Here is a 20,824-nt window from a genome sequence, read left to right as displayed (position 1 = left end):
CTCAATCCTTGAACTGCTCGGCGAGAATACGGTCGGACCAGGAGCGGTCGGGGTCGGAGAGGATGCGCGCCGTCATATGCTCCGACTGGGCGATGCGGACATGCAGCACCGACTTGACCTCGGTATTGTCGGCCACCGCATTCACCGGCCGCTTCACCGGCTCGAGCACGTCGATATCGACGGTCACCTTGTTGGGAAGCAGAGCACCCCGCCAGCGCCGCGGCCTGAAGGCGCTGACCGGCGTCATGGCGAGCAGCGGCGCCTCGAGCGGCAGGATCGGGCCATGGGCGGAAAGATTGTAGGCCGTCGATCCGGCTGGGGTGGCCACCATCAGGCCGTCGCAGATCAGCTCCTCCAGGCGCACGTGCCCGTCGACCACGACCCTGAGATTGGCGGCCTGATAAGACTGGCGGAACAGATAGACCTCGTTGATGGCAAGGGCCGTTGAATTGGTGCCGTCGGCATTGGCCGTTGTCATCTTCAGCGGCCGGAAGGCGTTTTCGACCGCGACGCAGATGCGCTCCTGGAGCCGCTCCGTGCTGTAATCGTTCATCAGGAAACCGACCGAGCCGCGATTCATCCCGTAGACCAGCTTGCCGGAGTTCATGGTGCTGTGCAGCGTCTGCAGCATGAACCCGTCGCCGCCGAGCGCGACGATAACGTCCGCCTTGTCCTGCGGCACGTCGCCATAGATGCGAATCAGCTCTTCGCGCGCGGCGAGCGCCTCCATCGTCGGCGAGGCGATAAACGAAAGCGTTTGAAATGAACGGCCCATGCGATGCCCTTTGTGAAGCTGCTCTAGCTAAAGGATAAAAGGCCGTTGCGACAAGGCCGTTTTACACGTCCCGGCGTTTTGCCGCCAAGCCGGCCTGTCCGCAGGGATCGGATTTTCCTTTACAGGATCGCAGAATCTGTTAGTTGGGCAGCTATTGCCCTTGTAGCTCAGTTGGTAGAGCACCTGATTTGTAATCAGGGGGTCGCGGGTTCGAACCCTGCCGGGGGCACCATCCCTATTCTCCGATGCGCTGCCCCTCGATGAACCCTGGCTGAAGGACTGCTTCAGCGGCAGTTCAGCCGCTCCGGGGCATTGTCTCCTCATCATCAATGAGGAAGCAGCCATGAAGCTCGCACACATTATTCTCACCGTCACCATTGCCGCCGGTGCGGCTTTTGCCTCCGTCGCACCTGCTTCCGCCATGCCGGCCGAACGGCCCGGGATGACGGCGCAGGGAGATGTCGTCCAAATTCGCGACAGCTGGCGAGGCGATCGTTGGCGTGATGACGGTGACTGGCGTGGCGACCGTGGCTGGCGCGATCGGCGCGATTGGCGCCGCTCCGACTGGCGCGATGATGACCGCCGCTGGCGGCGGTGGCGTGCCGAGCGGTGGCAGGAACGCCGCGAGTGGCGCGATCGCGATCGCGATGTCCCCTTCTGGCTCTATCGCGGCTGAGCGCCGTTGCGAATCGCCCGGGCCGTCAGCTCAATGGGGGCCTGGTTCGTTGACGCTTGCCTCGATCCTGTCGCTCTTGCCGGTCTGGCCGGCGTCGGAAGGCGACAGGATTGCGATGCTGAGAACGGAGGCGACCATGAAGGCGACGACGGCGATCATTATGCGCATGAGCGTTCAATCCTCGTTCGGTTGGGGATGAACGCGCAATCGCCGTCCGGCGTTCCTCTCGGCCTATTGCACCGGTCCCGGTGTCGCGGGGCCGGGTGTCATCGGCGACAAAGGATCGGGCTGGTGGACCGGATGCGAGGTGTCCACCCAGATGATGCTGAGGATGATTCCCACAAAGGCCGCGATGAACAGGATACCGAAAATCAGCGGTCGAATGGCCATGATGGGGATCACTCCTTCTTGCTTGTGACCGGTCGCTACGATCGATCGCCGCCCGATCATAGTGCTCCAGAAGGTCATTCCAAGGCAAAAGTGGATTTCTCCTGTCTAATGCATGTCGCCTGGAAGTGTACACCGGTTCCGGGATGACGACATGCATAAAGAAGAGCTAGACCGCGTCGCGGCGCACGGCTGAAAGCGGCTTGCCGCCTTCTTGCCTGGACTTGTCGAAATTGCCGTCGGCGCGCATGCGGACGCCAAGCGTCGCACCGTCATGGCTCATCAGCGTCTGCCGCGGCCAGTGGCCAGCCTATGCCTTTAAGTAAAGCCGCGCCGCGTAAAGCGCGATCGCCGCCGCATTCGACACGTTCAGCGATTTGATCGCGCCCGGCATGTCGAGGCGGGCGAGCGCGGTCACGGTCTCACGTGTTTTCTGCCTGAGCCCCTTGCCCTCCGAGCCGAGCACCAGTGCCACCTTGTCGCCCGAAAACGTGCCTTCGAGCGGCGCCGGCCCTTCCGAATCGAGGCCGATGGTGGAGAAACCGAGCTTGTGCAATTCGCCGAGCGCATCGGCGAGATTGGTAATCTGTATATAGGGGATCAGTTCGAGCGCGCCGGAGGCGGACTTGGCGAGCACGCCCGACTCGGTCGGGCTATGTCTCTGGGTGGTGATCACCGCCCCGGCATTGAAGGCGACCGCCGAGCGCATGATCGCGCCGACATTATGCGGATCGGTCACCTGGTCGAGGACGAGCAGGAGAGGGCTGTTCTTCAGCGCTTCGAGCCGGCGCACCGGCAGCGGCCGTGTCTCCAGCATGACCCCCTGATGGATCGCCTCGGGGCCGAGCACCTTGTCGATTTCGTGCGGCGAGACGATCTCGAAGGCAATGCCGAGCGTCTCGACGTCGATTTCTAGCCGCGCGAGCGCGTTCTGCGTCACGGAGAGTTTGATCTTCTTGCGCTCGGGATTGTCGAGCGCTGCGCGTACCGTATGCAGGCCGTAGAGATAGACCTGGTCGGGCGCCAACGCCGGCGGCTTCCAATCCTCGGGCCCACGCTTGCGCTTCTGCGGCTGAGGTGTCGGGATCTCGCCGCGTTCGCGCTTGGCGTCGCGGTGCGCACGCCTGAGATTGGCGTAATGCGTATCCTTGGCGGATGGGTCTGCTGCGGCCTTGCCGCCGGATTTCTTGTCTTTGCTCATGCGGCTTTATAGCTATGGCGTTGGCTGCCGCATAGGCTTTCTTTCATATGCCGACTTTCGGCGGCGAATGAAATTTTTCGTGTTTTTTCCGTTGTCATCGTGTTGACAGACGGAAATGCTCCGGTCATATACGCGGCGCAGACGACGGCCGGCAACGCTTCGAAGTCTGACGAACTTGGTCTAACGATCCGGACGAAAACTGGAGAGATGCCCGAGTGGTTAAAGGGGACGGACTGTAAATCCGTTGGCTCAGCCTACGTTGGTTCAAATCCAACTCTCTCCACCATTCGTCATCGGATCGGACCATCCCGCGGGTATAGCTCAATGGTAGAGCAGCAGCCTTCCAAGCTGAATACGCGGGTTCGATTCCCGCTACCCGCTCCAGTTTTCCCGAAGTCCGTTGATACGACCGCTGCCGCGGCCATGCCGATGATGTTTCGGACGCCGACAATGGCGGCGATCGTCTGGCAGGTGAGGGCGCTCGACGCCCAGCGTCCAGTGCTCTTCTCCTGTTGTGCAGGCAATTTTCTCTGGGATTTCAGCGATTTTTGAGGGGGCTGCGGCGAATCGCCTTGCAGGCGGCGAATTGTCTCCCATATGCGCCTTCACGCCAAGAATGGCGTCTGCAATTAAGTCTTGCGCAATTTCGCCGAAAGCCTTAAACGGCGGCACTAAACCGGTTCGCCGGGGCCACCATTTCGTTCACAGGAAGCATTCAAATGGCAAAGAGTAAGTTTGAGCGCAACAAGCCGCACGTCAACATTGGCACGATCGGCCACGTTGACCACGGCAAGACGTCTCTGACGGCAGCGATCACGAAGTACTTCGGTGAGTTCAAGGCGTACGACCAGATCGACGCGGCTCCGGAAGAGAAGGCACGCGGCATCACCATCTCGACGGCGCACGTCGAATATGAGACGCCGGCCCGTCACTACGCGCACGTCGACTGCCCCGGCCATGCCGACTACGTGAAGAACATGATCACCGGTGCTGCCCAGATGGACGGCGCGATCCTGGTGTGCTCGGCTGCCGACGGCCCGATGCCGCAGACGCGCGAACACATTCTGCTGGCCCGCCAGGTCGGCGTTCCGGCGATCGTGGTGTTCCTGAACAAGGTCGACCAGGTTGACGACGCCGAACTGCTCGAGCTGGTCGAGCTCGAAGTTCGCGAACTGCTGTCGTCCTACGACTTCCCGGGCGACGACATCCCGGTCGTCAAGGGTTCGGCGCTTGCCGCTCTTGAAGATAGCGACAAGAAGATCGGCGAAGACGCGATCCGCGAGCTGATGGCAGCGGTCGACGCCTACATCCCGACGCCTGAGCGTCCGATCGACCAGCCGTTCCTGATGCCGATCGAAGACGTGTTCTCGATCTCGGGCCGCGGCACGGTTGTGACCGGCCGCGTCGAGCGTGGCATTGTCAAGGTTGGCGAAGAAGTCGAGATCGTCGGCATCCGTCCGACCTCGAAGACGACGGTGACCGGCGTTGAAATGTTCCGCAAGCTGCTCGACCAGGGCCAGGCCGGCGACAACATCGGCGCACTGGTTCGCGGTGTTAACCGTGACGGCGTCGAGCGTGGCCAGATCCTGTGCAAGCCGGGTTCGGTCAAGCCGCACAAGAAGTTCATGGCTGAAGCCTACATCCTGACGAAGGAAGAGGGCGGCCGCCATACGCCGTTCTTCACCAACTACCGTCCGCAGTTCTACTTCCGCACGACCGACGTGACCGGCATCGTCACGCTGCCGGAAGGCACGGAAATGGTCATGCCGGGCGACAACGTCACGGTTGCCGTCGAGCTGATCGTTCCGATCGCGATGGAAGAAAAGCTGCGCTTCGCCATCCGCGAAGGCGGCCGCACCGTCGGCGCCGGTATCGTCGCCTCGATCGTCGAGTAATCCTGGGATTACCTGCAATTCAGGAAAAACCCCGCTGGCGACAGCGGGGTTTTTTCGTTTTGATGCCTGATCGACGGATTAACAGCTGTTGTAAAAATATCGTTAAACAGGGCCGTCACAGTATTTTGTTCATCTCACGTTCAGAAACCGGTTTGTGATTGGCTCATTTTAGTTCAGAACTCCTCCTTGTAGAGAGGAGAGTTCGCATGATTCCCAAGGCCACATTTGTTGCGACGATATTCGCAATGTATGTTTTCACGATGTTTTTCATCGCTGCGATCCCGCAAGAGGTTGTTCAATCGGCGGGCGTGCAGATCGACGAGGTCAGCGTCGTCAAGTGACGGCCTGCAAATCATCGCCGGATTCGGCGGTGATTGGAAATGAATGATCAGGCGCCGGACGCAGGCGGCCTGATGAGGCGGGGGTGAACCCTCGCAGGACGCTCGCTTGCTCTTCGCGCGGAAGCGTCTAACTATGCCTCCGAATGACGCGGAGAATATTCCATGAAGAAACGAATCCTGTTCACAGGCGGTTCAGGCAAGGCGGGTCGCCATGCCGTGCCATGGCTCGTAAATGCCGGTTACGAAGTGCACAACCTCGATCTTGTGCCGCTGGATAGCCCCGGCGTCACCAATCTCATCGCCGACATCACCGATGGTGGTCAGGTCTTCAACGCGCTCTCCATGCATCGCGATTTTCCCGATCTCGACGCGGGCAGAGGCGTCCAGCCCTTCGATGCCGTCGTGCACTTCGCCGCCATCCCGCGCATCCTGATCAAGCCTGACAACGAGACCTTTCGCATCAACACGATGGGCACCTACAATGTCATCGAGGCGGCGGTAAAGCTCGGCATCCGGAAGATCATCGTCGCGTCGAGCGAGACGACCTACGGCGTTTGTTTCGCCGAGGGGCATCGCGACTTCCACCAGTTCCCGCTGGAGGAGGACTATGATGTCAATCCGATGGATTCCTATGGCCTTTCGAAAGTGGTCAACGAAAAGACGGCGCGCGCCTTTGCCGAACGGTCCGGCTTCGACATTTATGCGCTGCGCATCGGCAACGTCATCGAGCCGCACGAATATGAGAGGTTTCCCACCTATTTCGCCCATCCCGAGATGCGCAAGCGCATCGCCTGGAGTTATATCGACGCCCGCGACCTCGGTCAGATCTGCCATCTCTGCATCGAGAAGGACGGCCTCGGCTACCAGGTGTTCAACGCCGCCAATGACACGGTCTCGGCCAACACGCCGTCGAGGGAGCTTGCGAAGCGATTCTTCCCGAATGTGCCCTTCACCCGCGAGATCGGCGAATATGAGGGCCTGCTTTCCAATCGCAAGATTCGCGAAGTGCTGGGCTTCAGGGAAGAGCACGACTGGCGGAAATATGTGAAGATCTAAGCGCTTTCCGGCCATGCGATTGAAAAGCCGGTCGCTCGCAAATGAGCAGAACGGCATTGAAAATCGAAAATCGTGCTTGCCAATCCGCCGCCGCCGTCTTAAAGGGAGCGCCATGCATTTCGGCAGCGATTTGCGGGTCTTGGCCCGGGCGCTGAATGATAGGCATGAAGGGGTATAGCTCAGTTGGTAGAGCGGCGGTCTCCAAAACCGCAGGTCGGGGGTTCGAGCCCCTCTGCCCCTGCCATTTTCCTTGATAGGGACAGCGCGACTGTGCTTGCAGCCGTTCCGGGCGGGGATTGATCGGTGGCAACTAATTTCGTTAAACTTCGGTTTCCCTCTTGTGTATTCGGAAATCGGTGTTTATTTAGGGTTCAACAGACACGCGGTGCGTGGGGCTGATAGTTTCAGCTTTACGCGCCGTAATTGCGTGGGCAGTCGATGGCATCCAAATCCAATCCGTTTGCGTTTCTGCAGCAGGTTCGCTCCGAGACGTCCAAAGTTACATGGCCGTCGCGCCGCGAGACGATGATCTCGACGGTTATGGTGCTTGTGATGGTGGTGTTCGCCGCGTTGTTTTTCTTTGCTGCTGACCAGCTGATCGGCTGGGTTCTGAGCTTCGTGCTCAATACCGGCAACTGATACGGGTGGAGATAAAAATGGCGGCACGTTGGTACATCGTCCACGCGTATTCCAATTTTGAAAAGAAGGTGGCTGAGGACATCGAGAACAAGGCTCGCCAGAAGGGGCTTGAGCATCTGTTCGAGAAGATCCTCGTGCCGACCGAAAAGGTGGTGGAAGTGCGTCGCGGCCGCAAGGTCGACAGCGAGCGCAAGTTCTTCCCGGGTTATGTCCTCGTCCGCGCCAATCTGACGGATGAGGCCTACCACCTGATCAAGAATACGCCGAAGGTCACCGGCTTCCTCGGCTCCGACAATAAGCCCGTTCCGATTCCGGATTATGAAGCCGAGCGCATTCTCGGCCAGGTCCAGGAAGGTGTCGAGCGGCCGAAGGCCTCCATTACCTTCGAGATCGGCGAACAGGTTCGCGTTTCCGACGGCCCGTTCGCTTCGTTCAACGGCACGGTTCAGGATGTGGACGAAGAGCGTTCGCGCCTGAAGGTTGAGGTGTCGATCTTCGGCCGCGCGACGCCGGTCGAACTGGAATACGCTCAGGTCGAGAAGGTCTGATTGCAAGAGATTGGAAGCTGGCCCTTGCGGCTGTTTCCCGCGGACCTCGTCCGCACCCGCGTGGAAGGTGAGGGGTCTTAGCCGGACCCTAATGATCCGCACCACGCAACCGCAGCCGCCGGAGAGATCCGGCATCACGGGCCGGGCGACCGGTCGTTCATGAAAGGCAGAGAGATATGGCTAAGAAAGTTGCAGGCCAGCTCAAGCTTCAGGTCAAGGCAGGATCGGCAAACCCTTCCCCGCCGATTGGTCCGGCGCTTGGTCAGCGTGGCATTAACATCATGGAATTCTGCAAGGCGTTCAATGCCGCCACGCAGGAAATGGAAAAGGGTATGCCGATTCCGGTCGTCATCACCTATTACCAGGACAAGTCCTTCACCTTCGCGATGAAGCAGCCTCCGGTCAGCTACTGGCTGAAGAAAGAAGCGAAGATCACGTCCGGTTCCAAGACGCCCGGCAAGGGCGCCAAGGCGGGCTCCCTCACCAAGGCTCAGATCAAGTCGATCGCAGAAGCCAAGATGAAGGATCTGAATGCAGCGGATATCGAAGGTGCAATGGCGATGATCGAGGGCTCTGCCCGCGCCATGGGCCTGGAAGTGGTGGGTTAAGATCATGGCTGGCAAGCGCACTCGCAAGATCAACGAAGGTGTTGATCCCACCAAGCTCTACGCTCTGACCCAGGCCATCGGCATGGTCAAGGAACGGGCTGTCGCCAAGTTCGACGAAACCATCGAAGTCTCGATGAACCTCGGCGTCGATCCGCGCCATGCGGACCAGATGGTTCGCGGTGTCGTCAATCTGCCGAACGGCACGGGCCGCACGGTTCGCGTCGCCGTCTTCGCTCGTGGCGCCAAGGCTGACGAAGCCAAGGCTGCCGGTGCCGATGTCGTCGGCGCCGAAGACCTCGTCGAGATCGTCCAGGGCGGCAAGATCGAATTCGATCGCTGCATCGCCACCCCCGACATGATGCCGCTCGTCGGTCGTCTCGGTAAGGTTCTCGGCCCGCGCGGTATGATGCCGAACCCGAAGGTCGGCACCGTTACCATGGATGTCGCCGGAGCCGTCAAGGCTTCCAAGGGCGGCGCTGTCGAGTTCCGCGTCGAGAAGGCTGGTATCGTCCATGCCGGCATCGGCAAGGCATCTTTCGACGCCAAGGCTCTGGAAGAAAACATCCGCGCCTTCGCCGACGCCGTCATCAAGGCGAAGCCGGCCGGCGCCAAGGGCAACTACGTCAAGCGCGTGGCGATTTCCTCGACCATGGGCCCGGGCGTCAAGATCGAAGTCGGCTCGGTCACCGCACCGACTGCATAAGTTGATTGCCGGACCGAGGTCCGGTCACTGAATTTCCGGCCTCGCAAGGGGCCGGAATATTCCGGAGAAATCCGGAATCCTGTCCGAGATTGCAGGTGGTTTTCCCTTAATCACGTTGCCTGCATGAGACGGGTAAGACCCGAATTCATGAAGTTCGCTTCTAGAAACTCGGTTCGAGCCTTGGATGCCTTGTGCCTTCTTAGCCTTGATTGGCGCGGAAGCGCGGGGGGACAGGATCCTCAAGCGTCGCTTGGGATCTCGCATGATCCCGGGAGGCAAAGGCAACCCGGCGGGCCCGTTTTCGGTCCCGCCAACTGGAGATAGGCAGTGGAAAGAGCGGAAAAACGCGAATTCGTCACGGAACTGAACGAAGTCTTCAAGGCTTCGGGCTCAGTTGTCGTGGCCCACTATGCTGGTGCCACAGTCGCGCAGATGAACGATTTTCGTTCGAAGATGCGTGCAGCTGGCGGTACCGTCAAAGTCGCGAAGAACCGCCTGGCCAAAATTGCCCTTCAGGGTACGGAAGCGGAAGGGATGTCGAATCTCTTCAAGGGTCAGACGCTGATTGCATACAGCACCGATCCGATCACCGCTCCGAAGGTCGTCATGGATTTCGCCAAGACCAACGACAAGATCGTTGTTCTGGGTGGCGCCATGGGAACAACCACGCTCAACGCCGATGCAGTCAAGTCGCTTGCGACCCTGCCTTCGCTCGATGAGCTGCGTGCGAAGCTGCTGGGCATGATCCAGACACCGGCTACCCGCATCGCTGGGGTTGTTGCAGCACCGGCAAGCCAGCTTGCCCGCGTGTTTGCGGCCTACGCCAAGAAGGACGAAGCCGCTTAAGGCGGTTTTTCGCTGTTTATAATCAACCGGTTCGAACCGAACAAAAGGAACTAGTAAAATGGCTGATCTCGCAAAGATCGTTGACGACCTCTCCTCGCTGACCGTTCTGGAAGCTGCAGAACTGTCGAAGCTTCTCGAAGAAAAGTGGGGCGTTTCCGCTGCTGCTCCGGTAGCTGTTGCTGCCGCTGCTGGCGGTGCTGGCGCTGCTGCTCCGGTCGAAGAAGAAAAGACCGAGTTCGACGTCATCCTCACGGATGCCGGCGCCAACAAGATCAACGTCATCAAGGAAGTCCGCGCCATCACCGGTCTCGGCCTCAAGGAAGCCAAGGACCTCGTCGAAGGCGCTCCGAAGGCTGTCAAGGAAGGCGTTTCCAAGGCTGAAGCCGCTGACATCAAGAAGAAGCTCGAAGACGCCGGCGCCAAGGCCGACGTTAAGTAAGCTTGAACTGCTTTTGGGAGGTGGCATTTGCCGCCTCCCATTTGCCGTTTTTCTGAACGAATTACCCAAAAGCCGCGTCAAAACGGCTTTTGGGTAATGGGTTCTTCAAAAGGATAGTCTCGCACCGAGGGCAGCACAGCAATCCGAGCTGGGCGTTTTCGGGAGTCGGACGAGATTGAACTACCCATTGATTGACGGGGTCGACTGGCCATCGGTTCCCGTCCGTTGCAGGCCCGGGTGCAAGATTTTGAAGGAGCGACGATGGCTCAGACCCTTTCGTTCAACGGTCGCAGGCGCGTACGCAAGTTTTTTGGTAAGATCCCCGAAGTCGCAGAAATGCCGAACCTCATCGAGGTCCAGAAGGCGTCCTACGACCAGTTTCTGATGGTGGAAGAGCCGAAGGGCGGCCGGCCCGACGAGGGTCTTCAGGCCGTCTTCAAGTCGGTTTTCCCGATCACCGATTTCTCCGGCGCCTCGATGCTGGAATTCGTGTCCTACGAGTTCGAGCCGCCGAAGTTCGACGTTGACGAATGCCGCCAGCGCGACCTGACCTATGCCGCGCCGCTGAAGGTGACGCTGCGCCTCATCGTGTTCGATATCGACGAGGATACCGGCGCGAAGTCGATCAAGGACATCAAGGAACAATCCGTCTACATGGGCGACATGCCGCTCATGACCAACAACGGTACGTTCATCGTCAACGGCACCGAGCGAGTCATCGTTTCGCAAATGCACCGCTCGCCGGGCGTGTTCTTCGACCACGACAAGGGCAAGAGCCACTCCTCCGGCAAGCTGCTCTTTGCCGCCCGCGTCATTCCCTATCGCGGCTCCTGGCTCGATATCGAATTCGACGCCAAGGACATCGTCTACGCCCGCATCGACCGCCGCCGCAAGATTCCGGTGACCTCGCTGCTGATGGCGCTCGGCATGGACGGCGAAGAAATTCTCGACACCTTCTACACGAAGTCGCTCTACAAGCGCGACGGCGAAGGCTGGCGCATTCCCTTCAAGCCGGAAACGCTGAAGGGTGCCAAGGCGATCACCGAGATGGTCGACGCCGATACCGGCGAAGTCGTCGTCGAAGCCGGCAAGAAGCTGACCCCGCGTCTGCTGCGCCAGCTGTCCGACAAGGGCCTGAAGGCGCTGAAGGCCGGCGACGACGATCTCTACGGCAATTACCTCGCCGAAGACATCGTCAACTACTCGACCGGTGAAATCTATCTCGAAGCTGGCGACGAGATCGACGAGAAGACGCTTGGCATTATCCTGTCGAACGGTTTCGACGAAATCCCGGTTCTCGGCATCGACCACATCAATGTCGGCGCCTATATCCGTAACACGCTGTCCGCGGACAAGAACGAGAACCGTCAGGACGCTCTGTTCGACATCTACCGCGTCATGCGTCCGGGTGAACCGCCGACCATGGAATCGGCCGAAGCCATGTTCAACTCGCTGTTCTTCGATGCGGAGCGTTACGACCTCTCCGCCGTCGGCCGCGTCAAGATGAACATGCGTCTCGACCTGACCGTCGAAGACACCGTCCGCATCCTGCGCAAGGACGACATCCTGGCCGTGGTCAAGATGCTGGTCGAACTGCGCGACGGCAAGGGCGAGATCGACGACATCGATAACCTCGGCAACCGCCGCGTCCGCTCGGTCGGCGAGCTGATGGAGAACCAGTACCGTCTCGGCCTGCTGCGCATGGAGCGCGCGATCAAGGAACGCATGTCCTCGATCGAGATCGATACGGTCATGCCGCAGGATCTGATCAACGCCAAGCCGGCTGCCGCAGCCGTCCGCGAATTCTTCGGTTCCTCGCAGCTCTCGCAGTTCATGGACCAGGTCAACCCGCTCTCGGAAATCACCCACAAGCGCCGTCTTTCGGCTCTTGGCCCGGGCGGTCTGACCCGCGAGCGCGCCGGCTTCGAAGTCCGCGACGTGCATCCGACCCACTACGGCCGCATCTGCCCGATTGAAACGCCGGAAGGCCCGAACATCGGTCTGATCAACTCGCTTGCGACCTTTGCCCGCGTCAACAAGTACGGCTTCATCGAAAGCCCGTACCGCCGCATCGTCGACGGCAGGGTGACGAATGACGTGCTCTACCTCTCCGCCATGGAAGAGGCCAAGTACTACGTCGCCCAGGCCAACGCCGAGATGAACCCCGACGGATCCTTCGTCGACGAATTCGTCGTCTGCCGTCACGCCGGCGAAGTCATGCTCGCCCCGCGCGACAGCATGAACCTGATGGACGTTTCGCCGAAGCAGGTCGTTTCGGTTGCTGCGGCACTCATCCCGTTCCTGGAAAACGACGACGCCAACCGCGCCCTCATGGGCTCGAACATGCAGCGTCAGGCCGTGCCGCTGCTGCGTGCCGAAGCCCCGTTCGTCGGGACCGGCATGGAGCCGGTCGTCGCCCGTGACTCCGGCGCCGCCATTGGCGCCCGCCGCGGCGGCGTGGTCGACCAGGTCGACGCGACGCGTATCGTTATCCGCGCCACCGAAGACCTCGAAGCCGGCAAGTCCGGCGTCGATATCTACCGCCTGCAGAAGTTCCAGCGTTCGAACCAGAACACCTGCGTCAACCAGCGTCCGCTGGTCACCGTGGGTGACGTCGTCAACCGCGGCGACATTCTCGCCGACGGTCCGTCGACCGATCTCGGCGACCTGGCGCTCGGCCGCAACGCGCTCGTCGCGTTCATGCCCTGGAACGGCTACAACTACGAAGACTCGATCCTGCTCTCCGAGCGTATCGTTGCCGACGACGTGTTCACCTCCATCCACATCGAAGAATTCGAAGTGATGGCGCGCGACACCAAGCTTGGTCCTGAGGAAATCACCCGCGACATTCCGAACGTTTCGGAAGAAGCGCTGAAGAACCTCGACGAAGCCGGCATCGTCTACATCGGCGCCGAAGTTCAGCCGGGCGATATCCTCGTCGGCAAGATCACGCCGAAGGGCGAAAGCCCGATGACGCCGGAAGAAAAGCTTCTGCGCGCCATCTTCGGCGAAAAGGCCTCCGACGTGCGCGACACCTCCATGCGCATGCCGCCCGGCACCTACGGCACGATCGTCGAAGTTCGCGTCTTCAACCGCCATGGCGTCGAGAAGGACGAGCGCGCGATGGCGATCGAGCGCGAAGAGATCGAGCGTCTTGCCAAGGACCGCGACGACGAGCAGGCGATTCTCGACCGTAACGTCTACGGCCGTCTGATCGACATGCTGCGCGGCCAGGTCTCGATTGCCGGCCCGAAGGGCTTCAAGAAGGGCACCGAGCTTTCGAACGCCGTCGTCTCCGAATATCCCCGCTCGCAGTGGTGGATGTTCGCGGTCGAGGACGAGAAGGTCCAGAGCGAGCTCGAAGCACTCCGCGGCCAGTACGACGAATCCAAGTCGCGCCTTGAACAGCGCTTCATGGACAAGGTCGAGAAGGTCCAGCGCGGCGATGAAATGCCTCCTGGTGTCATGAAGATGGTCAAGGTCTTCGTCGCCGTGAAGCGCAAGATCCAGCCGGGCGACAAGATGGCCGGCCGTCACGGGAACAAGGGCGTGGTCTCGCGCATTGTGCCTGTCGAGGACATGCCGTTCCTTGAAGACGGCACGCATGTCGACGTGGTTCTGAACCCGCTCGGCGTGCCTTCGCGCATGAACGTCGGCCAGATCCTGGAAACGCATCTGGGCTGGGCTTGTGCCGGCATGGGTCGCCAGATCGGCGAATTGATTGAAGCCTACAAGGCGAACGGCAACATCGAGCCGCTGCGCAAGACCATCGGCGATGTCGTCGGTGCCGGCCCGAAGGCCGAGCAGGTCCACGAATTCGACGATGATTCGGTTCTGCGTCTCGCCGACCAGTGGAAGCGCGGCGTTTCGATTGCAACGCCTGTCTTCGACGGTGCCAACGAAGGCGACGTCAACGACATGCTGCGTCTGGCGGGTCTCAAGGATACCGGCCAGTCGACGCTCTATGACGGTCGTACCGGCGAGCAGTTCGACCGCCAGGTCACGGTGGGCTACATCTACATGCTGAAGCTCAACCACCTGGTCGACGACAAGATCCATGCCCGCTCGATCGGTCCTTACTCGCTCGTCACCCAGCAGCCGCTGGGCGGCAAGGCGCAGTTCGGCGGTCAGCGCTTCGGCGAAATGGAAGTCTGGGCGCTCGAAGCTTACGGCGCGGCCTACACGCTGCAGGAAATGCTGACGGTGAAGTCGGACGACGTCGCCGGCCGCACCAAGGTCTACGAAGCCATCGTCCGCGGAGACGACACGTTCGAAGCCGGTATTCCGGAAAGCTTCAACGTTCTCGTCAAGGAAATGCGCTCGCTGGGCCTCAGCGTCGAGCTTGAGAACACCAAGCTTGACGAAGCGCAGGCAAACCAGCTGCCCGACGCGGCCGAGTAAGCATTGATAGGGCGTGCGCTGCCATGCGGCGCACGCCGGTCCCGCCGGACGCCGCATCCATGTCGGCCCGGAAGGGAAGTTTCGCCGCATCCAGCGGTTATTCTCGTTTAAGCGAGGGAGGCGGCTCCCGGGAAATTGCCGCTGACCATCGCATTTTGAGGGCGCTTTAGCCCATGAAGGAGACAGGCATGAACCAAGAGGTCATGAATCTTTTCAATCCGCAGGTGCCTGCACAGAATTTCGATTCCATTCGGATTTCGATCGCGTCTCCGGAGAAGATCCTCTCCTGGTCCTACGGTGAGATCAAGAAGCCGGAAACCATCAACTACCGCACGTTCAAGCCGGAACGCGACGGTCTGTTCTGCGCGCGCATCTTCGGGCCGATCAAGGACTACGAATGCCTGTGCGGCAAGTACAAGCGCATGAAGTACAAGGGCATCATCTGCGAAAAGTGCGGCGTCGAAGTCACGCTGTCGCGCGTTCGCCGTGAGCGCATGGGCCATATCGAGCTCGCCGCTCCCGTCGCCCACATCTGGTTCCTGAAGTCGCTCCCGTCACGCATTTCGACACTGCTCGACATGACGCTGAAGGATGTCGAGCGCGTCCTCTACTTCGAAAACTACATTGTCACCGAGCCGGGCCTGACCGCTCTGAAGGAGCACCAGCTTCTCTCGGAAGAAGAATACATGCTCGCCGTCGACGAATACGGCGAAGACCAGTTCACCGCGATGATCGGCGCCGAGGCGATCTACGAGATGCTGGCCTCGATGAACCTCGAGAAGATCGCCGGTGACCTGCGCTCCGAGCTTGCCGACACCACGTCGGATCTCAAGCAGAAGAAGCTGATGAAGCGCCTGAAGATCGTCGAGAATTTCATGGAGTCGGGCAACCGTCCGGAATGGATGATCATGAAGGTCGTCCCGGTCATTCCGCCGGATCTGCGTCCGCTGGTTCCGCTCGACGGCGGCCGTTTCGCGACGTCGGATCTGAACGATCTCTATCGCCGCGTCATCAACCGCAACAACCGTCTGAAGCGCCTGATCGAGCTTCGTGCGCCGGGCATCATCATCCGCAACGAAAAGCGCATGCTGCAGGAATCGGTTGATGCGCTGTTCGACAACGGCCGCCGCGGCCGCGTCATCACCGGCGCCAACAAGCGTCCGCTGAAGTCGCTCTCCGACATGCTGAAGGGCAAGCAGGGCCGCTTCCGCCAGAACCTGCTCGGCAAGCGCGTCGACTATTCCGGCCGTTCGGTCATCGTCACCGGTCCGGAACTGAAGCTGCACCAGTGCGGCCTGCCGAAGAAGATGGCGCTCGAACTGTTCAAGCCGTTCATCTATGCCCGCCTCGACGCCAAGGGTTACTCCTCGACCGTCAAGCAGGCCAAGAAGCTGGTCGAGAAGGAAAAGCCCGAAGTCTGGGATATCCTCGACGAGGTCATCCGCGAGCATCCGGTTCTCCTGAACCGTGCGCCGACGCTGCACCGCCTGGGCATCCAGGCCTTCGAACCCACCCTGGTCGAAGGCAAGGCGATCCAGCTGCACCCGCTCGTCTGCACGGCCTTCAACGCCGACTTCGACGGTGACCAGATGGCCGTTCACGTGCCGCTGTCGCTCGAAGCCCAGCTCGAAGCCCGCGTGCTGATGATGTCGACCAACAACATCCTGCACCCGGCCAACGGCGCGCCGATCATCGTTCCCTCGCAGGACATGGTTCTCGGCCTCTATTACCTGTCGATCCTCAACCAGAACGAACCGGGCGAAGGCATGGCCTTCTCCGATCTCGGCGAACTGCATCATGCCCTCGAAAGCAAGGTCGTGACGCTGCACACCAAGATCCGCGGCCGGTTCAAGTCGGTCGACGAGGATGGCAAGCCCTACTCGAAGATCTATGAGACGACGCCTGGCCGTCTTCTCATCGGCGAACTGCTTCCGAAGAACGGCAAGGTGCCCTTCGATATCTGCAACCAGGAAATGACCAAGAAGAACATCTCCAAGATGATCGACACGGTCTACCGCCATTGCGGCCAGAAGGACACGGTCATCTTCTGCGACCGCATCATGCAGCTCGGCTTCTCCCATGCCTGCCGCGCCGGCATTTCGTTCGGCAAGGACGACATGGTCATTCCGGATGCCAAGGCGAAGATCGTTGCCGACACCGAAAGCCTGGTGAAGGAATACGAGCAGCAGTACAATGACGGTCTGATCACCCAGGGCGAGAAGTACAACAAGGTTGTCGACGCCTGGGGCAAGGCCACCGAAAAGGTCGCCGAAGAGATGATGGCCCGCATTAAGGCTGTCGAATTCGATGAGAACACCGGCCGTCAGAAGCCGATGAACTCGATCTACATGATGAGCCACTCCGGCGCCCGCGGTTCTCCGAACCAGATGCGCCAGCTGGGCGGCATGCGCGGCCTGATGGCCAAGCCGTCGGGTGAAATCATCGAGACGCCGATCATCTCGAACTTCAAGGAAGGCCTGACCGTCAACGAGTACTTCAACTCGACGCACGGCGCCCGCAAGGGTCTGGCAGATACGGCGCTGAAGACCGCCAACTCCGGTTACCTGACCCGCCGTCTCGTCGACGTCGCGCAGGACTGCATCGTCACGCATGTCGATTGCGGCACCGAAACCGGTCTGACGATGACGGCGATCGTCGACGCCGGCCAGGTCGTCGCCTCGCTCGGCGCCCGTATCCTCGGCCGCACAGCGCTCGACGACATCGATCATCCGGTCACCGGCGAGCGCATCGTCGACGCCGGCAAGATGATCCTTGAGCCTGATGTCATCGAAATCGAGAAGGCCGGTATCCAGTCGATCCGGATCCGCTCGGCGCTGACCTGCGAAATCCAGACGGGCGTCTGCTCGGTCTGCTACGGCCGCGACCTCGCCCGCGGTACGCCTGTCAACATGGGCGAAGCCGTCGGCGTCATCGCCGCCCAGTCGATCGGCGAGCCGGGAACCCAGCTCACCATGCGTACCTTCCACCTTGGCGGTACGGCGACGGTGGTCGACCAGTCGTTCCTCGAAGCCTCGTACGAAGGTACGGTGCAGATCAAGAACCGCAACCTGCTGCGCAACTCCGAAGGCAGCCTCGTTGCCATGGGCCGCAACATGACCGTCCAGATCCTGGACGAGCGTGGCGTCGAGCGCTCCTCGCAGCGCGTCGCCTACGGTTCGAAGCTGCACGTCGATGAAGGCGACAAGGTCAAGCGTGGCCAGCGTCTGGCCGAGTGGGATCCCTATACCCGCCCGATGATGACGGAAGTGGCCGGTACGGTTCAGTTCGAGGATCTCGTCGACGGTCTCTCCGTTCTCGAAGCGACCGACGAATCCACCGGCATCACCAAGCGTCAGGTCATCGACTGGCGTTCGACCCCGCGCGGTTCGGACCTCAAGCCGGCGATCGTCATCAAGGACGCCAGCGGCAACGTCGCCAAGCTGTCGCGCGGCGGTGATGCACGCTTCCTGCTCTCGGTCGACGCCATCCTGTCGGTCGAGCCGGGCACGAAGGTCTCCCAGGGTGACGTTCTCGCCCGTTCGCCGCTCGAAAGCGCCAAGACCAAGGACATCACCGGCGGTCTGCCGCGTGTTGCCGAACTGTTCGAAGCGCGCCGTCCGAAGGATCACGCCATCATCGCTGAGATCGATGGTACGATCCGCCTCGGCCGCGACTACAAGAACAAGCGTCGCGTCATCATCGAGCCGGCGGAAGACGGTGTCGAGCCTGTCGAATACCTGATCCCGAAGGGCAAGCCCTTCCACCTTCAGGACGGCGACTATATCGAAAAGGGTGACTACATCCTCGACGGTAACCCGGCTCCGCACGACATCCTGGCGATCAAGGGCGTGGAGGCACTCGCTTCCTACCTCGTCAACGAAATCCAGGAAGTCTATCGTCTGCAGGGCGTTGTCATCAACGACAAGCACATCGAGGTGATCGTCCGTCAGATGCTGCAGAAGGTGGAAATCACCGACGCCGGCGACTCGACCTATATCGTCGGCGACAACGTCGACCGGATCGAGCTCGAGGACGTCAACGACCACCTGATCGAGCAGGGCAAGAAGCCTGCCCATGGCGATCCGGTTCTGCTCGGCATCACCAAGGCATCGCTGCAGACCCCGTCCTTCATCTCGGCCGCATCCTTCCAGGAAACGACCAAGGTGCTGACGGAAGCGGCGATCGCCGGCAAGACCGACGGCCTGCAGGGTCTGAAGGAAAACGTCATCGTCGGCCGCCTCATCCCGGCCGGTACCGGCGGCACCATGACCCAGATCCGCCGTATCGCCACCTCGCGCGACGAGCTGATCCTCGAAGAGCGTCGCAAGGGCACCGGTGCAGCCGTTGCCACGCCGATGCTGCAGGACATGGCTGAAAAGGCCCCGGCCGCGGAATAACCGCGGCTGACGTCCCGGGACTTAAGATACAAATTGAAAAACCGCCCGGAGCGATCCGGGCGGTTTTTATTTTTCTGTGCTCTGGTCGATCCGACGGGGAGGGGGCGATCTGTGTGTCTGGCCGGTATTGGAGGCAGACGCAACGCTCGCCGCTACGGTTTCGCCGCCGTCCGGTCAGTTGAACCGGATGATCGCGACCTCGCCGTCGACCGCGCCCTGATAGGCCGAGGCATGCGGCTCTTCGGCCGGAACTTCGGTCAGCATGCCGATCTGGTCGAGATCGGCCTCGATGAAGCCTTCCTCGGCAAGGGCGTTCAAGGCTTCGCGCACGGCCGTATCGTCGTCGGGCGCCTTCAGCATGATGTGCAGGTCGATGCCGTCGCTGGAGTCGGACTCATAGCCTTTGCCGATGATGATGAAGATCATCGGCCCGTCGAAATTGTTGTCGTTATCCGGTGTCGTGATCATCGCCTGTCCTTCGGCTTTCGTGACGATTCGATCGCTCGAATCCTGCTATGAGGGCTTAACGCCGCAATTGCTGATTCCTTAACTGCTTTTGCTGCGATGCCCAAGTTTTTATCTTGGATCACACCCGTGGATTCGTCTAGAAGGGTGAAAACAGGGCATCCGGCCCGCATATCAAGGCGATACGGCGAGTTTATTTCTTAACCGGCCTTGACGAGAGGGGTGGAAACCAGTAGTACCCCGCCCATCAGATCCCATGTGAGGCTTGGCTGTTCGGGGCGACGCGCCCTGAAGTTCACCTCAAACAAGGTTCTAAACGCACGTTGAAGTCATGATGCTGCACGCATGACGCATAATTTCATGCGTCCTCTGCTCCTTGTGGTCCATCTGCGGAAGCGGATCGGGCCATATTTTGCGCATTGAACCGAAAGCATGCGTCATTGCCGGAGACGGCGCGAGTTCAAGCCCGCAAGGGTACTGAGATAAACGTAAGGGATGGTTGAATGCCTACCGTAAACCAGCTGATCCGCAAGCCTCGCCAGGCGAACGTAAAGCGTAATAAGGTTCCCGCTCTCCAGGAGAACCCGCAGAAGCGCGGCGTTTGCACGCGCGTCTACACGACGACGCCGAAGAAGCCGAACTCGGCTCTGCGTAAGGTCGCCAAGATCCGCCTGACCAACGGCTTCGAAGTCATTGGTTACATCCCCGGTGAAGGTCACAACCTTCAGGAGCACTCCGTCGTGATGATCCGCGGCGGCCGCGTTAAGGACCTTCCGGGTGTCCGTTATCACATCATCCGCGGCGTTCTCGATACCCAGGGTGTCAAGAACCGCAAGCAGCGCCGCTCCAAGTACGGCGCGAAGCGTCCGAAGTAATTCGGTTTTGAATAATCCGGCGCTGCGCGAGGTCCTCCGCGTGATGAAGCGCCTTAACGGTTGAAGAGACGAAAAGTATGTCCAGACGTCATAAAGCAGAAAAGCGCGAGATCAATCCGGATCCGAAGTTCGGCGATCTCGTTGTCACCAAGTTCATGAATGCCATCGTGCTCGATGGCAAGAAGTCCGTTGCTGAAAACATCGTCTATGGTGCGTTCGACGCCGTTCAGGGCAAGTCCAAGCAGGAGCCGCTTTCGGTTTTCCATTCTGCGCTCGACAACATTGCCCCGCACGTTGAAGTCCGTTCGCGCCGCGTCGGTGGTGCGACCTATCAGGTTCCGGTCGACGTTCGTCCGGAGCGCCGCCAGGCCCTCGCCATTCGCTGGCTGATCGCCGCTGCCCGCAAGCGCAACGAAACGACCATGATCGATCGTCTTTCCGGCGAACTGCTCGATGCGTCCAACAACCGCGGCTCCGCCGTCAAGAAGCGCGAAGACACGCACAAGATGGCTGACGCCAACCGCGCGTTCTCGCACTATCGCTGGTAATTCCGAACGGTATCGAAAGGCAGT

At 60.4% G+C, this 20,824-nt stretch carries 20 protein-coding genes, 4 tRNA genes and 1 pseudogene; 19 read left to right on the top strand and 6 right to left on the bottom strand.

Annotated elements, in window-relative coordinates; genetic code table 11:
• Position 1: 1 nt before the first annotated feature.
• The gene (locus tag MHI61_RS15215; protein ID WP_010059525.1) at positions 2–775 is read right to left on the bottom strand and encodes an NAD kinase; all 774 of its coding nucleotides are present in this window, start codon (positions 773–775) and stop codon (positions 2–4) included.
• A 156-nt stretch (positions 776–931) separates the two neighbouring features.
• Here MHI61_RS15215 and MHI61_RS15210 point away from each other — a divergent pair.
• A tRNA-Thr gene (locus MHI61_RS15210) sits at positions 932–1,007 on the top strand.
• A gap of 111 nt (positions 1,008–1,118) precedes the next feature.
• Complete coding sequence (locus MHI61_RS15205) at positions 1,119–1,451, top strand: hypothetical protein (protein WP_239792577.1); 333 nt, start codon at positions 1,119–1,121, stop codon at positions 1,449–1,451.
• A gap of 30 nt (positions 1,452–1,481) precedes the next feature.
• On the opposite strand, the gene MHI61_RS15200 is transcribed toward MHI61_RS15205, so the two are convergent.
• From MHI61_RS15200 to rlmB, 4 genes and pseudogenes are all read right to left on the bottom strand, one after another.
• Complete coding sequence (locus tag MHI61_RS15200; protein ID WP_239792576.1) at positions 1,482–1,619, bottom strand: hypothetical protein; 138 nt, start codon at positions 1,617–1,619, stop codon at positions 1,482–1,484.
• A 63-nt stretch (positions 1,620–1,682) separates the two neighbouring features.
• The gene (locus MHI61_RS15195) at positions 1,683–1,841 is read right to left on the bottom strand and encodes a hypothetical protein (protein WP_170964822.1); all 159 of its coding nucleotides are present in this window, start codon (positions 1,839–1,841) and stop codon (positions 1,683–1,685) included.
• A 166-nt stretch (positions 1,842–2,007) separates the two neighbouring features.
• Positions 2,008–2,127 (bottom strand): annotated as a pseudogene (locus MHI61_RS15190) (metalloprotease); the annotation flags it as partial.
• A 21-nt stretch (positions 2,128–2,148) separates the two neighbouring features.
• The gene (gene rlmB / locus MHI61_RS15185; protein ID WP_239792575.1) at positions 2,149–3,039 is read right to left on the bottom strand and encodes a 23S rRNA (guanosine(2251)-2'-O)-methyltransferase RlmB; all 891 of its coding nucleotides are present in this window, start codon (positions 3,037–3,039) and stop codon (positions 2,149–2,151) included.
• A gap of 201 nt (positions 3,040–3,240) precedes the next feature.
• Here rlmB and MHI61_RS15180 point away from each other — a divergent pair.
• The 15 genes from MHI61_RS15180 to rpoC all read left to right on the top strand — a co-directional run bounded on the left by MHI61_RS15180 (position 3,241) and on the right by rpoC (position 18,912).
• Positions 3,241–3,325: transfer RNA gene (locus MHI61_RS15180), tRNA-Tyr, on the top strand.
• 24 nt (positions 3,326–3,349) lie between these two features.
• Positions 3,350–3,423 (top strand) — tRNA-Gly (locus MHI61_RS15175).
• A gap of 45 nt (positions 3,424–3,468) precedes the next feature.
• Positions 3,469–3,591: a hypothetical protein gene (locus MHI61_RS32635; protein WP_275593092.1), complete on the top strand. Its 123-nt coding sequence runs from the start codon at positions 3,469–3,471 to the stop codon at positions 3,589–3,591.
• Positions 3,592–3,758: 167 nt separating this feature from the next.
• Complete coding sequence (gene tuf, locus MHI61_RS15170) at positions 3,759–4,934, top strand: elongation factor Tu (protein ID WP_092844923.1); 1,176 nt, start codon at positions 3,759–3,761, stop codon at positions 4,932–4,934.
• Positions 4,935–5,140: 206 nt separating this feature from the next.
• Positions 5,141–5,275 (top strand): hypothetical protein, encoded by a 135-nt coding sequence (locus tag MHI61_RS32630; protein WP_275593091.1) that lies wholly within the window; start codon positions 5,141–5,143, stop codon positions 5,273–5,275.
• 162 nt (positions 5,276–5,437) lie between these two features.
• Positions 5,438–6,331 (top strand): NAD(P)-dependent oxidoreductase, encoded by an 894-nt coding sequence (locus tag MHI61_RS15165; RefSeq protein ID WP_239792574.1) that lies wholly within the window; start codon positions 5,438–5,440, stop codon positions 6,329–6,331.
• A 168-nt stretch (positions 6,332–6,499) separates the two neighbouring features.
• A tRNA-Trp gene (locus MHI61_RS15160) sits at positions 6,500–6,575 on the top strand.
• Between the two features lie 194 nt (positions 6,576–6,769).
• The gene (gene secE, locus MHI61_RS15155) at positions 6,770–6,970 is read left to right on the top strand and encodes a preprotein translocase subunit SecE (protein ID WP_003573826.1); all 201 of its coding nucleotides are present in this window, start codon (positions 6,770–6,772) and stop codon (positions 6,968–6,970) included.
• Between the two features lie 17 nt (positions 6,971–6,987).
• Positions 6,988–7,518 carry a transcription termination/antitermination protein NusG gene (gene nusG / locus MHI61_RS15150; protein ID WP_004669067.1) on the top strand — a complete coding sequence of 177 codons (531 nt, stop codon included), beginning with the start codon at positions 6,988–6,990 and terminating at the stop codon, positions 7,516–7,518.
• A gap of 176 nt (positions 7,519–7,694) precedes the next feature.
• Positions 7,695–8,126: a 50S ribosomal protein L11 gene (gene rplK, locus MHI61_RS15145; RefSeq protein ID WP_003547518.1), complete on the top strand. Its 432-nt coding sequence runs from the start codon at positions 7,695–7,697 to the stop codon at positions 8,124–8,126.
• Positions 8,127–8,130: 4 nt separating this feature from the next.
• On the top strand, positions 8,131–8,829 hold the full coding sequence (gene rplA / locus MHI61_RS15140; RefSeq protein WP_038688272.1) for a 50S ribosomal protein L1: 699 nt from the start codon (positions 8,131–8,133) through the stop codon (positions 8,827–8,829).
• A 327-nt stretch (positions 8,830–9,156) separates the two neighbouring features.
• Positions 9,157–9,675 carry a 50S ribosomal protein L10 gene (gene rplJ / locus MHI61_RS15135; RefSeq protein WP_009994537.1) on the top strand — a complete coding sequence of 173 codons (519 nt, stop codon included), beginning with the start codon at positions 9,157–9,159 and terminating at the stop codon, positions 9,673–9,675.
• Positions 9,676–9,733: 58 nt separating this feature from the next.
• Positions 9,734–10,114, top strand: a complete 381-nt coding sequence (gene rplL / locus MHI61_RS15130; RefSeq protein WP_009994538.1) for a 50S ribosomal protein L7/L12 — start codon at positions 9,734–9,736, stop codon at positions 10,112–10,114.
• A gap of 261 nt (positions 10,115–10,375) precedes the next feature.
• Positions 10,376–14,515, top strand: a complete 4,140-nt coding sequence (gene rpoB / locus MHI61_RS15125) for a DNA-directed RNA polymerase subunit beta (protein ID WP_097584903.1) — start codon at positions 10,376–10,378, stop codon at positions 14,513–14,515.
• A gap of 188 nt (positions 14,516–14,703) precedes the next feature.
• Positions 14,704–18,912, top strand: a complete 4,209-nt coding sequence (gene rpoC / locus MHI61_RS15120) for a DNA-directed RNA polymerase subunit beta' (RefSeq protein WP_046977045.1) — start codon at positions 14,704–14,706, stop codon at positions 18,910–18,912.
• Between the two features lie 174 nt (positions 18,913–19,086).
• On the opposite strand, the gene MHI61_RS15115 is transcribed toward rpoC, so the two are convergent.
• On the bottom strand, positions 19,087–19,380 hold the full coding sequence (locus MHI61_RS15115; RefSeq protein WP_183914754.1) for a transcriptional regulator: 294 nt from the start codon (positions 19,378–19,380) through the stop codon (positions 19,087–19,089).
• A 500-nt stretch (positions 19,381–19,880) separates the two neighbouring features.
• Here MHI61_RS15115 and rpsL point away from each other — a divergent pair, with 500 nt between their 5' ends.
• Together rpsL and rpsG are read left to right on the top strand one after the other, a co-directional pair.
• A complete protein-coding gene (gene rpsL / locus MHI61_RS15110; protein ID WP_003547537.1) occupies positions 19,881–20,252 on the top strand; it encodes a 30S ribosomal protein S12 in 372 nt (123 codons plus the stop codon).
• A 77-nt stretch (positions 20,253–20,329) separates the two neighbouring features.
• Positions 20,330–20,800 carry a 30S ribosomal protein S7 gene (gene rpsG / locus MHI61_RS15105; protein ID WP_239792573.1) on the top strand — a complete coding sequence of 157 codons (471 nt, stop codon included), beginning with the start codon at positions 20,330–20,332 and terminating at the stop codon, positions 20,798–20,800.
• Positions 20,801–20,824: the final 24 nt, after the last annotated feature.

Origin of the sequence: Rhizobium sp. K102, assembly GCF_022385315.1 — a bacterium.
Lineage (GTDB): Bacteria > Pseudomonadota > Alphaproteobacteria > Rhizobiales > Rhizobiaceae > Rhizobium > Rhizobium croatiense.
The sequence above is the reverse complement of the archived record's forward strand: the minus strand, read 5'-3'. Positions and strand labels throughout refer to the sequence as shown.